Here is a 12,624-nt window from a genome sequence, read left to right on the forward strand (position 1 = left end):
TTTTTCAAGCCCGCCGGGCCGCTCTGCCGTTCCGTTAGGACACTTTTTGTACGAACAGGCCCTATTTAAACAGGACGTTGGCTCAACACCGCGTCAATGATGCCGTATTCCTTCGCTTCGTCGGCACTCATGAAGTTGTCACGGTCGGTGTCTTTTTCCAGCTGCTCGATGGGCTGGCCGGTATGGTGAGCCAGCAAGCTGTTGAGCTGCCCTTTGATTTTCAGGATTTCCTTGGCATGAATTTCAATGTCTGACGCCTGGCCCTGAAAGCCACCCAGCGGCTGGTGGATCATCACCCGTGCATTGGGCAGTGCAAAACGTTTGCCGGTGGCCCCGGCGGTAAGCAGGAAGGCCCCCATGCTGGCCGCCTGGCCTACACACATGGTGGACACATCCGGCTTGATGAACTGCATAGTGTCGTAGATGGACATGCCAGCGGTAACCGAGCCACCCGGGCTGTTGATGTACAGGTGGATATCCTTGTCCGGGTTCTCGGACTCAAGGAACAGCATCTGTGCCACGATCAGGTTGGCCATGTGATCTTCCACCTGGCCAATCATGAAGATCACCCGCTCTTTCAGAAGACGGGAGTAGATATCGAAAGAACGTTCCCCACGGGCGGTCTGCTCGATAACGACCGGTACCAGCCCCAGATTCGTCGGATCCTTGATCAGCTGGCTCATTTCCGGAGTAAGCGAGTTAATACGGCTCAAGTCGATCATGTAGCGCTTTCCTTCTCGTCGATCGTCCGTGGACGTTCTCAACTGTTTATTGATGCCGGAGGTCAACAACCGGCATGTACCTAGCGTTGTCTTGGGGGCCAGAAGGCCGGAATACAAGGCAAGCAAGGCGAATAGGTCTTCAGGCATCTTATGACGGCACTTGGGGGGCGTCTATAAAAGTGGGCGGGAGAGGGGTTCAAGTGCACAATTCTTGCGCAAATTGCACATAAATAACGCAAAACGGGGCCCGAAGGCCCCGTTTTGAAGGTCAAACCGAAGGATTAAATCAGCCTTCCGCTTGCTCGCGCGGCTTCACTGCGTCCTGGTAAGGCATGGCTTTTTCTTCCACCTTGGCGCTTTCCAGCACCAGGTCGACCACCTGCTCTTCAAGGACTGCGCCTTCAATCTGCTGCAGCTGCTGCGGATTGCTGTAGACCCAGCTCACCACTTCTTCCGGTTTTTCGTACTGCTCGGCAATCTCTTCAACGCGGGCTTTTACCTTGTCGGCATCTGCCTTGATTTCGTTCTTGTCGAGGATGGCACGCACCACCAGACCCAGACGCACAGAGCGCTCGGCCTGCTCTTTGAACAGGTCATCCGGCAGGATGGAAGGATCAAACTGCTGGCCACCACCAAACTGCTGCATCATCTGCTGACGCATGCGCTGGATTTCCTGGGTGACCAGAGCTGCCGGCAGATCAAACTCATGCAGGTTCACCAACCCGTCCATGGCCTGCTCTTTCACCTTGCTGGTGATGGCATTCTTGAGCTCACGCTCCATGTTCTTGCGCACTTCAGCCTTGAACTTGGTTTCATCACCATCGTCCACACCAAAGCCTTTCATGAACTCGGCGTCCACTTCCGGCAGCGCCTTGCCTTCTACCTTGTTCACCTTGATCTGGAACACGACTGACTGACCTTTAAGCTCTTCAGACTGATAGTCTTCCGGGAAAGTCACGTCGATTTCTTTTTCGTCACCGGCTTTCATGCCAACGATGCCGTCTTCAAAGCCCGGGATCATCTGACCAGAGCCCAGCTCCAGGTTCTGACCTTCGGCGGTGCCGCCTTCGAACGCTTCACCGTCTTTCAGGCCTTTAAAGTCGATGTTAACGCGGTCGCCGGTTTCGCTGGCACGGTCTACATCGGCAAACTCCGCACGTTGCTGGCGCAGGGTTTCGATCATGGTGTCCACGTCGGCATCGGTCACGTCGGACTGGGGCTTTTCCACTTCGATGGTATCGAACGCGGCCAGTTCAACCTCCGGGTACACCTCGAAGGTGGCCACGAATTCCAGATCCTTGCCGGCTTCGTTGGTCTTGGCTTCGAAACCAGGCATGCCTGCGGGCTGCAGTTTTTCCTGCTCCACCGCCTCGATGAAGGCTTCACGCATGACGTCAGCCAGCACTTCGTTACGCACGGCCCCGCCAAAGCGACGCTTCACTTCACGCATGGGCACTTTACCCGGGCGGAAACCGTCCAGACGGATGGTTTTCTGGGCTTCCTGCAGCTTGCCTTCTACTGCCACATCCACTTTTTCCGCGGGTACACCCACCGTCACACGGCGCTCAAGACCTGAAGTCGTTTCAACAGAAACCTGCATAACATCCTCTTTAAAAAAGACTTTTATCTCTGCCCGCCGCCGAAATAACGCGAAGACGGCCTAATGAAGGGCGCAGATTATAATCAAAGGGAGCTTCGCTGCCTACAGTCTGCCTGTAGCGCAGCTCCTGAAGCTCATACGAAAAAGCCTCCGGGGATCTATCCNGGAGGCTTTTAAAATGGGGTGACTGATGGGGCTCGAACCCACGACCGCCGGAATCACAATCCGGAGCTCTACCAACTGAGCTACAATCACCATAAAACTGTCTGCTTTCTTCCTGTCCTGCCTGGCGCGCCTGGCAGGACTCGAACCTGCAACCGACGGCTTAGAAGGCCGTTGCTCTATCCGGTTGAGCTACAGGCGCTTGCAGGTTATCGCCATCAAGCCAACTGGTCGGGGTGGAGGGATTCGAACCCCCGACATCCTGCTCCCAAAGCAGGCGCGCTACCAGGCTGCGCTACACCCCGTCTCATAAAGCAAAGTTAGCAACTAAGCTCGAAAGCGAGGCGCGCATAATACTCGGCACCCCCATAAGCGTCAACGGGGTTTGACGCAAAAAAATGTCTAACGTTCAGATTTTAGGCAACTTTTGCGTCCATTTTTTGCGCGCAGTGCCTGCGCATGCGAGAATCGCGCCGTTCACGGCTACCCCGGCTGGCTGTCATTAGCGCATCCCGCCGAGCCGCACCTCCTAATATGTAGTCAATTTCAGAGAGACCGCCCACATGACCGCCCAGATTCTTGATGGCAAAACCCTGGCCCAGCAGTTTGAACAGGAGATGCGCCTGCGTGTCGACACCCTGAAAGCCAAGGCCAACGGCCGTACGCCGATTCTTGCCACCATTCTGGTGGGTGCTGACCCTGCCTCCGCCACCTATGTAAAGATGAAAGGCAACGCCTGCCAGCGTGTTGGCATGGAATCCGTGGCCATCGAGCTCAGTGAAGACACCACCACAGAACAGCTACTGGCCAAGATTGACGAACTGAATAGCAACCCCGATGTACACGGCATTTTGTTGCAACACCCGGTCCCCGCCCAGATCGACGAGCGCGCCTGTTTCGACGCTATCAGCCTGGAAAAAGATGTGGACGGCGTCACCTGCCTCGGGTTTGGCCGCATGAGCATGGGTGAAGCCGCCTACGGTTGCGCCACGCCCAAGGGCATCATGCGGTTGCTGGAGCACCATCAGGTGGAGCTGGAAGGCAAACATGCCGTCGTGGTGGGTCGCAGCGCGATTCTGGGCAAACCCATGGCCATGATGCTGCTCGAAGCCAATGCCACCGTCACCATTTGCCACAGCCGCACCCAGGACCTGCCGGCCCTGGTGAAGCAGGCAGACATTGTTGTTGGCGCCGTGGGCAAACCGGAATTCATCAAGGCGGACTGGATCAAGGATGGCGCAGTGGTAGTCGATGCTGGCTTTCACCCGCAAAAGTGCGGGGATATTGAACTGGCGCCGCTGGTTGATCGCGTGGCCGCCTATACACCGGTCCCAGGCGGGGTCGGGCCGATGACGATCAACACCCTGATCTTCCAGACGCTGCAATCCGGCGAAAAAGCCTTCGGCTGAAAGCCAACCGGGGCGCCTCAGGCGCCCTACTCTTCCCTACTTCCCCCATCACGCCCTCATCATCTTTGCCCCGTGCGCTGTCATAAAATCGTCAATATCCACCACTGACAGGCTGAGTTAGCATCCCTGATGCTGCAGTGATTTTCTCGTTGCAGTCGCCCCATTGAGGCAGACTAAGGAGAGCACCATGTCAGGGAAGTTCGAGATCGACAAAGCCAGCAATGACCAGTTCATCTTTCGTCTGAAAGCCGGTAACGGCGAGATCATCCTCGCCAGCGAGCAATACACCACCAAGTCCGCCTGCGAGAACGGCATCGATTCGGTACGCAAGAACAGCACCGATGATGACAACTTCGAACGCAAGGTCGCCAAGGACGAACGGCACTATTTCGTCCTCAAGGCCGCCAACCACCAGGTGATTGGACAAAGCCAGATGTACAAGAGCGCCGACGGCATGGAAAACGGCATTGCATCCGTTGCAGCCAATGCACCCACCGCCGTTTTGGTCGACCTGACCTGAAAGTGCTCGCAATAAAAAAGGCCGCACTCAGGCATCCGAGTGCGGCCTTTTTTGTTTTCAGTGCTACGCAACGATCAATAGCCGATGATCCATGCCAGCGTGCGACTCAGGCCTCCTTCGGCCAGGACTCACGCAGGCCCACGGTCTGATTGAACACCAGCCGCTCTTCGGTGCTGTCCTGATCCACACAGAAATAGCCTTCGCGCTCAAACTGGTAACGGGTTTCCGCCAGCGCACCGCGCAGACCCGGCTCTACCCAACATTCATCCAGGACAGTCAGGGACTCAGGATTGATATGCGTCAAGAAGCTCTGCCCTTCTTCCAGCCCCTTGCCAGGGTTGGCTGCGCTGAACAAGCGGTCATACAGGCGCACTTCGCAGGGCAGCCCTTTTACCGCGCTGACCCAATGGATCACCCCACGCATCTTGCCCTGGTCCTCGGCATTTTCCGGGTTCTTGCCCAGGGTGTCCGGATCATAGGTGCAACGCACTTCCACGATCTCGCCCTGTGCATCGCGCACCACATCCGTTGCACGCACCACATAGCCATAACGCAACCGCACCCGATCACCCAACACCAGACGCTTGAACTTCTTGTTGGCCTCTTCCCGAAAATCCTCACGGTCGATATACACTTCCCGGGTCATCGGCACCTGCCGGGTGCCCATGGATTCATTCTGGGGGTGCACCGGCGCAATCAATGACTCTTCCTTACCCTCTTCCCAGTTCTCGATGACCACTTTCAGCGGATTCATCACGCACATGGCCCGTGGAGCATACTGGTTCAAGTCATCACGGATCGCCGCTTCCAGCATTCCCATGTCCACCACCGAATCCGCACGGCTTACCCCCACCGACTCACAAAAGGTACGAATAGAAGCCGGGGTGTAACCACGGCGACGCAACCCGGAGATGGTCGGCATGCGCGGGTCATTCCAGCCATCCACGTGCCCTTCATCCACCAACTGCTTGAGCTTGCGCTTGCTGGTCACTGTGTAATTCAGGTTCAACCGGGCAAATTCATACTGGCGGGGACTGGCCGGTACAGCGGTATTCTCCACTACCCAATCATAAAAGGGACGATGATCTTCGAATTCCAGCGTACACAGGCTGTGGGTAATGCCTTCAATGGCATCCGACAGCGGGTGCGTGAAGTCATACATGGGGTAGATGACCCACTTGTCACCGGTCTGGTGGTGGGTCTTCTTGCGGATCCGGTAGAGGATCGGGTCACGCAGGCTGATATTCGGGCTCTGCATGTCGATTTTCGCGCGCAGCACCGCCTCGCCTTCGTCCAGCTTGTTGTCGCGCATCTGCTCGAACAACGCCAGGTTTTCATCCACAGACCGGTCACGGTAAGGGCTCGGCTTGCCGGGCGTGGTGAAATTACCGCGGTATTCAGCGATTTCCGTCGGGCTCAGGCTGTCCACATAGGCCAGGCCTTTCTCGATCAGGCCCACCGCCAGATCATACAGCTGGTCAAAGTAGTTACTGGCAAAGCGCTCTTCACCGTTCCACTGGACCCCCAGCCACTGCACATCCTGCTTGATGGACTGGATGTACTCGTCCTCTTCCTTCTCCGGGTTGGTATCGTCGAAGCGCAGATTACAGCTACCGCCATAGCTTTCCGCAATACCGAAGTTGAGGCAGATAGATTTCGCATGGCCGATATGCAGGTAACCGTTGGGCTCCGGCGGAAAACGGGTAGCCACCTGGCCGTCATTTTTACCTTCTGCGAGGTCACGGTCGATGATCTGTCTGATAAAATTGCTTGGCGCTTTCGTTTCGCTCATTGCCTGGGCCAGTCCGGATAGAGATACGGTAAATGGGTACGGTGAAAATGAAGGTGCGCTAGTGTACTGTAGCCCCCCCAACAGTCAAAGACTCAGGGCCCCTCTGCACGCAAAATAGGCGTTAACTGACGGGTCCGACCCTGCGGAGAAACATCAATGAAAGTGTTGCTGACAACAACTTACGGCAAAATCACCCTGCAACTGGACGCAGAGAAAGCGCCGGGAACCACCGAGAACTTCGTGCAATACGTCAAGGAAGGCCACTTTGATGGCACCATCTTCCACCGCGTTATCAGCAATTTCATGATCCAGGGTGGTGGTTTCACCGAAGACATGCAGCAAAAGCCCACCCGCGCACCGATCCAGAATGAAGCGGGCAATGGCCTGTCCAACAAGGCCGGCACCATTGCCATGGCGCGCACCCCGGACCCGCATTCCGCCTCGGCCCAGTTCTTCATCAACGTAGCCGACAACCACTTCCTGGACAAGGAACGCAGCCAGGATGGCTGGGGTTATGCCGTATTCGGCGCCGTGTCTGACGGCATGGACGTGGTGGAAAAAATCCGCAATGTCGCCACCGGCAACAGCGGCGGTCATCAGGATGTACCAGCAGAACCGGTACTGATCGAATCCGCCGAGCTGATTGAGGACTAATCGCCATGCGCCTTGCTGCTGCCCTGCTCGCTCTGCTTCCTGGTCTGTTGCTGGCCAACCCGGTGGTCCGCCTGGACACCACCGCTGGCCCGGTGACCATCGAGCTGTATGAAGACAAAGCCCCGAAAAGTGTCGCCAACTTTCTTCAATATGTGGACAGTGGCTTCTACAACGGCACCCAGTTTCACCGTGTTATTAGCGGTTTCATGATTCAGGGTGGCGGCTTTGACCAGAGCGGGCAGCGCAAGGCCACGCGCGAGCCCATTCAGAACGAGGCCGACAACGGCCTCAAAAACAAGCGCGGTACTCTGGCGATGGCGCGCACCAGCAACCCGCACTCAGCCACCGCCCAGTTCTTTATAAATCTGGTAGACAACCGCAATCTGGATTTCACCGGCAAGAACACTCGCGGCTGGGGCTATACCGTTTTCGGAGCGGTTACTGACGGCATGAATGTGGTCGACAATATCGCTCGCGAACCCACCACCAGCCAGCGCCTTAACGGCATGATGGCCCGCGATGTCCCGGAAGTACCGATTCTGATTACCAAGGCCTACCGCCTGGAAGATGACAGCGCGCCGGCTAAACAGGCGAACGAAGAGAAGGACGCTCAATAGTCATGAGTTACACCCTTTTCATCTCTGATCTGCACCTGGATCCGGCACGCCCTGAGCATCTGGATGCCCTGAAAAAACTGCTGGAAAAACATGCCGGCAAAGCCGGTGCCCTGTATGTACTGGGTGACCTTTTCGAAGCCTGGATCGGCGACGATGATGACACCCCATTCAATCTCGATGCCATCGCCGCCTTCCGTCAGTTCTCCGACAGCGGCAGCAAGCTCTACTTCATGCACGGCAACCGGGATTTCATGCTCGGCAACGATTTCGCCGCAGCCTGCGGCGGCAGCCTGCTTAACGAAGGCACCGTCGTCGACCTCTACGGCACCGACGCAATCCTGATGCACGGCGATAGTCTGTGTACCCTGGACACCGCCTACCAACAGTTCCGCACCATGGCCCGCAATCCACAGTGGCAACAGGGTATGCTTGCCAAGCCGCTGGAAGAACGGCGCATGATCGCCCAGGGCATGCGCATGCAAAGCCAGGGCAACAATGCCAACAAGGCCGAAAACATCATGGATGTCACCCCGGAAGAAGTGGTCCGGGAAATGCAAGAAGCCGGAGTAAAGCACTTGATCCACGGCCACACCCACCGCCCTGACGTCCACGACGTAGCCTTGCCAGACGGCACCGGCAAGCGCTGGGTGCTGGGTGACTGGGGCAAGCTGGGCTGGCAGATCATTGCCGACAGTGAAGAAGGGCTAAAACTGGAAAGCTTTGAAATTAATTAATAATGAATAGTTAACAATTAATAACTCGCGACTCAGCTTTGTCTTTTTCAAACGCAAGAGGCCGCGTCCATAGGTTGGGCGCGGCCTCTTGCGTTTAAACCATCACAACTGTTACTCGCGCAACTATTAATTATTCATTATTAACGATTAATTACCTCTCGGCGTTCCCGAATGAAACCGGAACTCATCATCCGGTGTTTCAATCAGTTCCTGCTCTACCGCCTTGAAGAAATCCACCCGTTCAGCGATCAGCCCCTGCGCATATTGCTCGGCCAGTTTCAGATAATCCTCAAAGTGTCGCGACTCACTCTTCAACAAATAACGGTAATAACGCCCCAGCTCTTCATCCACATGGGGAGCCAGAGCGGCAAACCGCTCACAGCTGCGCGCCTCAATCAACGAGCCCACAATCATGGTATCCACCAGACGGCCGGGTTCGGACGTGCGTATATGCTGGCGTAACCCCTTGGCGTAACGTGCCGGTGTCATATGATCGTACTGCACGCCACGCGCCCGCATCAGCTGCACCACCTGCTCAAAATGCAGCAGCTCCTCCCGAGCCAGTTGGCTCAGCGTATCCAGTAGCTCGGGGCGATCCACATAACGAAACATCAGGTTTATCGCTGTGCTGGCTGCTTTCTTTTCGCAGTGAGCATGGTCAATGAGCAGGATATCCGGGTTCTGCAACGCCCAGTCGACCCAGGCAGGTGGCGTCACACAGGGGAGAAAATCGCGGATGTGGGAAATATCGTGCATGGGGTTCTCGCTGGCTCAAGGTAACCCATCCGCAGACAGGCGCCGGCATTATAGCGTTTTTGTACGCAATCTCACCCGCACCGCTGGTGCTCACCCGTCGCGCCCGTATACTGTCGCGCCATGGGCAGAAAAACACATCCACGCGTACAACGGGCAAAGGGACAAGCGGCCATCATCGCATTGCGACTGCTGGGCACCCTGCCTTTTGCCATCAATCGGGCGATCGCCACCGCCGTCGGCACCTTGCTGGCCTGCCTGCCCACTCAGGCCTTAAAAGTCAGCAAAACCAATTTGGCGCTCTGCTACCCGACCCTCACTGAAAAAGAGCGGAACCGGCTGGCACGCCAATCACTCATTGAAAGCATCAAGAACACTTTTGAAATTGCCCTGTTCTGGCGCCACCCTGCCCAAGGCCTGAAGCAAGTAGTGGCGGTTGACGGTGACGCCCCGCTTCGCCAGGCCGTGCTGGATGGCAAACCCATCATGATTCTCGCGCCGCACCTGGGCTGCTGGGAAGTTCTGAATTTCTGGCTGGCCACCGAATTTGGTTTACACGCCATGTTTGCTCCCTCTGGCCTGCCGGAAGTCGACGACCTGGTCCGCAGTGGCCGGGAGCATTTTGGCTCCACCATGTATCCGACCACCGCCCGCGGCGTGGCGGGATTGGTCAGGGCCATGAAGAAAGGCGCACTGACTGCCATTCTCCCGGATCAGGTCCCCGATCGCCGCAGCGGCCGGCATGCACCTTTCTATGGGCAGCCAGCATACACCGGCACCCTCTCCTGCAAGCTGATTCGCCAGACAGGGGCAGTCACGTTTATGGCCTGGGCCCGCCGTCTGCCAGGCACCCAGGGCTACGAAATACGGGTCCGCCCGGCCGACCCCGCCGTGAAGGATGACGACCTGGACACGGCGCTGACCGCGATGAACCGTTCAATCGAGCAGCTTATCAACGAATCACCGAGCCAATACCTGTGGAGCTACAAACGCTTCCGCCGCCCACCGGCCGGGGTCAACACGCCTTACTAGCCTTGTATCCCCACGGTTTCAGTGATTACGAGTATTCACGCCATGAATGGCTGCAATACGGGTTTGGCTTAACAATTGATGCCCATTCCGCTATACTCCGCGCGCAATTCCAACCCCCAGTAACACCCTAAAAGACTGATTTCCAAAAGAAATCAGCCAAGACGACGATGAGGGAAACGCTGTGCTAGAAGCCTATCGCAAACATGTAGAAGAGCGCGCCGCTGAAGGTGTACCGCCGAAGCCGCTTACCGAACAGCAGGTTGCCGACCTGGTAGAACTGCTGAAGAACCCGCCGGCTGGCGAAGAAGAATTTATCCAGGACCTGTTCGTCAACCGCGTTCCGCCGGGTGTGGATCAGGCCGCTTATGTAAAGGCCGCTTTCCTGACCGCGATTGTGAAAGGTGAAGCCAGCTCCCCTCTGATCGACAAGAAGCGTGCTGTGCAGCTGCTGGGCACCATGCAAGGTGGCTACAACGTGGCCCCGCTGATCGAAGCGCTCGACGATGCCGAGCTGGTTGACGAAGCCGCCGAGCAACTCAAGCACACTTTGCTGGTTTTTGATGCATTCCACGACGTGGAAGACAAAATGAAAGCCGGCAACGCCAAAGCCAAGGAAGTGATTGAATCCTGGGCGGAAGGCGAATGGTTCACCAAGCGTGCCGACCTGGCCGAAAAAATGACCTTGTCTGTCTTCAAGGTTACCGGTGAAACCAACACCGACGACCTGTCCCCCGCACAGGACGCCTGGAGCCGCCCGGATATCCCGCTGCACGGCAATGCCATGCTGAAAAATGCGCGTGAAGGTATCACTCCGGAAAAAGACGGCGAAATCGGCCCACTGAGCCAGATGGACGAGCTGAAGAAAAAAGGCCACCCGGTTGCCTACGTAGGCGACGTTGTGGGTACCGGTTCTTCCCGTAAATCTGCTACCAACTCCGTACTGTGGCACTTCGGTGACGACATTCCGTTCGTACCGAACAAGCGCGCCGGCGGCGTCTGCATCGGCGGCAAGATCGCTCCGATCTTCTTCAACACCATGGAAGATTCCGGCGCCCTGCCCTTCGAGTGCGACGTATCCAAAATGAACACCGGTGACGTGATCGACGTTTACCCGTTCGCAGGCAAGGTCGAAAAAGACGGCGAAGTGACCGCTGAATTCGACCTGCGTTCACAAGTCCTGCTGGACGAAGTCCGTGCCGGCGGCCGTATCAACCTGATCATCGGTCGCGGCCTGACCACCAAGGCTCGCGAAGCGCTGGGTCTGGCACCGTCCGAACTGTTCCGCAAGCCGGAACAGCCGGGTGATTCTGACAAGGGCTTCACTCTGGCCCAGAAAATGGTCGGCAAGGCCTGCGGCATGGACGGTGTTCGCCCCGGCATGTACTGCGAGCCGAAGATGACCACCGTAGGTTCCCAGGACACCACTGGCCCGATGACCCGTGACGAGCTGAAAGATCTGGCTTGCCTGGGCTTCCAGGCCGACCTGGTGATGCAATCTTTCTGTCACACCGCCGCTTACCCCAAGCCGGTTGACGTGGAAACCCAGCACACCCTGCCCGACTTCATCATGAACCGTGGCGGTGTTTCCCTCCGTCCGGGCGACGGCATCATCCACTCCTGGCTGAACCGTATGCTGCTGCCGGATACCGTTGGTACCGGTGGTGACTCCCACACCCGTTTCCCAATGGGCATTTCCTTCCCGGCCGGCTCTGGTCTGGTTGCGTTCGCTGCTGCCACCGGCGTTATGCCACTGGACATGCCGGAATCAGTTCTGGTTCGCTTCAAGGGTAAACGCCAGCCGGGCATCACCCTGCGTGACCTGGTACACGCCATCCCCATGCAGGCCATCAAAGACGGCCACCTGACCGTTGCCAAAGCAGGCAAGGTCAACGTCTTCTCCGGTCGCGTACTGGAAATTGAAGGCCTTGATGACCTGACCGTTGAACAGGCATTCGAGCTGTCTGACGCGTCCGCCGAGCGTTCCGCTGCGGGCTGCACCATCACCCTGTCCGAAGACAGCGTGACTGAGTACCTGAAGTCCAACATCACCATGCTCAAATGGATGATTGCCAACGGTTACGGCGATGCCCGTACCATTGAGCGTCGCATCAACGGCATGGAAGAGTGGCTGGCCAACCCGAGCCTGATGCGTGCCGACGCCGATGCCGAGTACCACACCGTCATCGAAATCGACATGGACCAGATCAACGAGCCGGTACTGTGCTGCCCGAACGACCCGGACGATGCCAAAACCCTGTCCGACGTGGCTGGCGCCAAGATCGACGAAGTGTTCATCGGTTCCTGCATGACCAACATCGGTCACTTCCGTGCTGCGGGCAAGCTGCTCCAGAAAGTGGAAAGCGGCACCATGCCGACCCGTCTATGGATCGCTCCGCCGACCAAGATGGATCAGCACCAGCTTACCGAAGAAGGCTACTACAACATCTTCGGCAGCGCCGGTGCGCGCACCGAGATGCCAGGCTGCTCCCTGTGCATGGGTAACCAGGCTCGCATCGCGCCGAAGTCCACTGCGGTATCCACCTCCACCCGTAACTTCCCGAACCGTCTGGGTCAGGGTGCGGATGTGTACCTGGCATCGGCTGAGCTGGCGTCTGTGGCGTCCATCCTC

The 12,624-nt window shown here is 57.2% G+C and carries 11 protein-coding genes and 3 tRNA genes; 7 read left to right on the forward strand and 7 right to left on the reverse strand.

Annotation, left to right across the window (positions count from 1 at the left end):
• Positions 1 to 65: 65 nt before the first annotated feature.
• From clpP to CL546_RS01265, 5 genes are all read right to left on the reverse strand, one after another.
• Positions 66 to 722: an ATP-dependent Clp endopeptidase proteolytic subunit ClpP gene (clpP, locus tag CL546_RS01245; RefSeq protein ID WP_039925993.1), complete on the reverse strand. Its 657-nt coding sequence runs from the start codon at positions 720 to 722 to the stop codon at positions 66 to 68.
• A 286-nt stretch (positions 723 to 1,008) separates the two neighbouring features.
• Positions 1,009 to 2,322 carry a trigger factor gene (tig, locus tag CL546_RS01250; protein WP_290492490.1) on the reverse strand — a complete coding sequence of 438 codons (1,314 nt, stop codon included), beginning with the start codon at positions 2,320 to 2,322 and terminating at the stop codon, positions 1,009 to 1,011.
• 179 nt (positions 2,323 to 2,501) lie between these two features.
• Positions 2,502 to 2,577, reverse strand: a tRNA-His gene (locus CL546_RS01255).
• Positions 2,578 to 2,609: 32 nt separating this feature from the next.
• Positions 2,610 to 2,686, reverse strand: a tRNA-Arg gene (locus CL546_RS01260).
• A 26-nt stretch (positions 2,687 to 2,712) separates the two neighbouring features.
• Positions 2,713 to 2,789, reverse strand: a tRNA-Pro gene (locus tag CL546_RS01265).
• A gap of 258 nt (positions 2,790 to 3,047) precedes the next feature.
• Here CL546_RS01265 and folD point away from each other — a divergent pair.
• Both folD and CL546_RS01275 read left to right on the forward strand, forming a co-directional pair.
• Complete coding sequence (gene folD, locus CL546_RS01270; RefSeq protein WP_290492492.1) at positions 3,048 to 3,893, forward strand: bifunctional methylenetetrahydrofolate dehydrogenase/methenyltetrahydrofolate cyclohydrolase FolD; 846 nt, start codon at positions 3,048 to 3,050, stop codon at positions 3,891 to 3,893.
• A 187-nt stretch (positions 3,894 to 4,080) separates the two neighbouring features.
• Positions 4,081 to 4,413, forward strand: a complete 333-nt coding sequence (locus CL546_RS01275; RefSeq protein ID WP_290492494.1) for a YegP family protein — start codon at positions 4,081 to 4,083, stop codon at positions 4,411 to 4,413.
• 106 nt (positions 4,414 to 4,519) lie between these two features.
• Here CL546_RS01275 and CL546_RS01280 read toward each other — a convergent pair whose 3' ends face one another.
• Entirely contained in the window at positions 4,520 to 6,205 is a 1,686-nt protein-coding gene (locus tag CL546_RS01280) for a glutamine--tRNA ligase/YqeY domain fusion protein (RefSeq protein WP_290492495.1), read from the reverse strand.
• Between the two features lie 156 nt (positions 6,206 to 6,361).
• Between CL546_RS01280 and CL546_RS01285 the strand changes: the two genes are divergently transcribed.
• The 3 genes from CL546_RS01285 to CL546_RS01295 are packed head-to-tail and all read left to right on the forward strand — an operon-like array spanning position 6,362 to position 8,210.
• Positions 6,362 to 6,859, forward strand: coding sequence for a peptidylprolyl isomerase (locus CL546_RS01285; RefSeq protein WP_007151150.1), 498 nt, complete (start codon positions 6,362 to 6,364; stop codon positions 6,857 to 6,859).
• A 5-nt stretch (positions 6,860 to 6,864) separates the two neighbouring features.
• Positions 6,865 to 7,476: a peptidylprolyl isomerase gene (locus tag CL546_RS01290; RefSeq protein ID WP_290492497.1), complete on the forward strand. Its 612-nt coding sequence runs from the start codon at positions 6,865 to 6,867 to the stop codon at positions 7,474 to 7,476.
• A gap of 2 nt (positions 7,477 to 7,478) precedes the next feature.
• Positions 7,479 to 8,210, forward strand: a complete 732-nt coding sequence (locus CL546_RS01295) for a UDP-2,3-diacylglucosamine diphosphatase (protein WP_290492499.1) — start codon at positions 7,479 to 7,481, stop codon at positions 8,208 to 8,210.
• Positions 8,211 to 8,357: 147 nt separating this feature from the next.
• Here CL546_RS01295 and CL546_RS01300 read toward each other — a convergent pair whose 3' ends face one another.
• A complete protein-coding gene (locus CL546_RS01300) occupies positions 8,358 to 8,966 on the reverse strand; it encodes a MiaE family protein (protein WP_290492500.1) in 609 nt (202 codons plus the stop codon).
• Between the two features lie 120 nt (positions 8,967 to 9,086).
• Between CL546_RS01300 and CL546_RS01305 the strand changes: the two genes are divergently transcribed.
• Positions 9,087 to 9,995, forward strand: a complete 909-nt coding sequence (locus CL546_RS01305) for a lysophospholipid acyltransferase family protein (RefSeq protein ID WP_290492501.1) — start codon at positions 9,087 to 9,089, stop codon at positions 9,993 to 9,995.
• A gap of 181 nt (positions 9,996 to 10,176) precedes the next feature.
• Positions 10,177 to 12,624 (forward strand): bifunctional aconitate hydratase 2/2-methylisocitrate dehydratase (gene acnB / locus CL546_RS01310; protein WP_290492502.1); only part of this gene is annotated, 2,448 nt, incomplete at its 3' end.

Origin of the sequence: Alcanivorax sp., assembly GCF_002726155.1 — a bacterium.
In the GTDB taxonomy this organism is placed as follows: Bacteria; Pseudomonadota; Gammaproteobacteria; order Pseudomonadales; family Alcanivoracaceae; genus Alcanivorax.

Coding starts and splice junctions, on each gene's coding strand:
- tig (WP_290492490.1), bottom strand. CDS start 2,322: ATGCAGGTTTCTGTTGAAACGACTTCAGGTCTTGAGCGCCGTGTGACG.
- CL546_RS01285 (WP_007151150.1), top strand. CDS start 6,362: ATGAAAGTGTTGCTGACAACAACTTACGGCAAAATCACCCTGCAACTG.
- clpP (WP_039925993.1), bottom strand. CDS start 722: ATGATCGACTTGAGCCGTATTAACTCGCTTACTCCGGAAATGAGCCAG.
- folD (WP_290492492.1), top strand. CDS start 3,048: ATGACCGCCCAGATTCTTGATGGCAAAACCCTGGCCCAGCAGTTTGAA.
- CL546_RS01275 (WP_290492494.1), top strand. CDS start 4,081: ATGTCAGGGAAGTTCGAGATCGACAAAGCCAGCAATGACCAGTTCATC.
- CL546_RS01300 (WP_290492500.1), bottom strand. CDS start 8,966: ATGCACGATATTTCCCACATCCGCGATTTTCTCCCCTGTGTGACGCCA.
- CL546_RS01305 (WP_290492501.1), top strand. CDS start 9,087: ATGGGCAGAAAAACACATCCACGCGTACAACGGGCAAAGGGACAAGCG.
- CL546_RS01280 (WP_290492495.1), bottom strand. CDS start 6,205: ATGAGCGAAACGAAAGCGCCAAGCAATTTTATCAGACAGATCATCGAC.
- CL546_RS01295 (WP_290492499.1), top strand. CDS start 7,479: ATGAGTTACACCCTTTTCATCTCTGATCTGCACCTGGATCCGGCACGC.
- CL546_RS01290 (WP_290492497.1), top strand. CDS start 6,865: ATGCGCCTTGCTGCTGCCCTGCTCGCTCTGCTTCCTGGTCTGTTGCTG.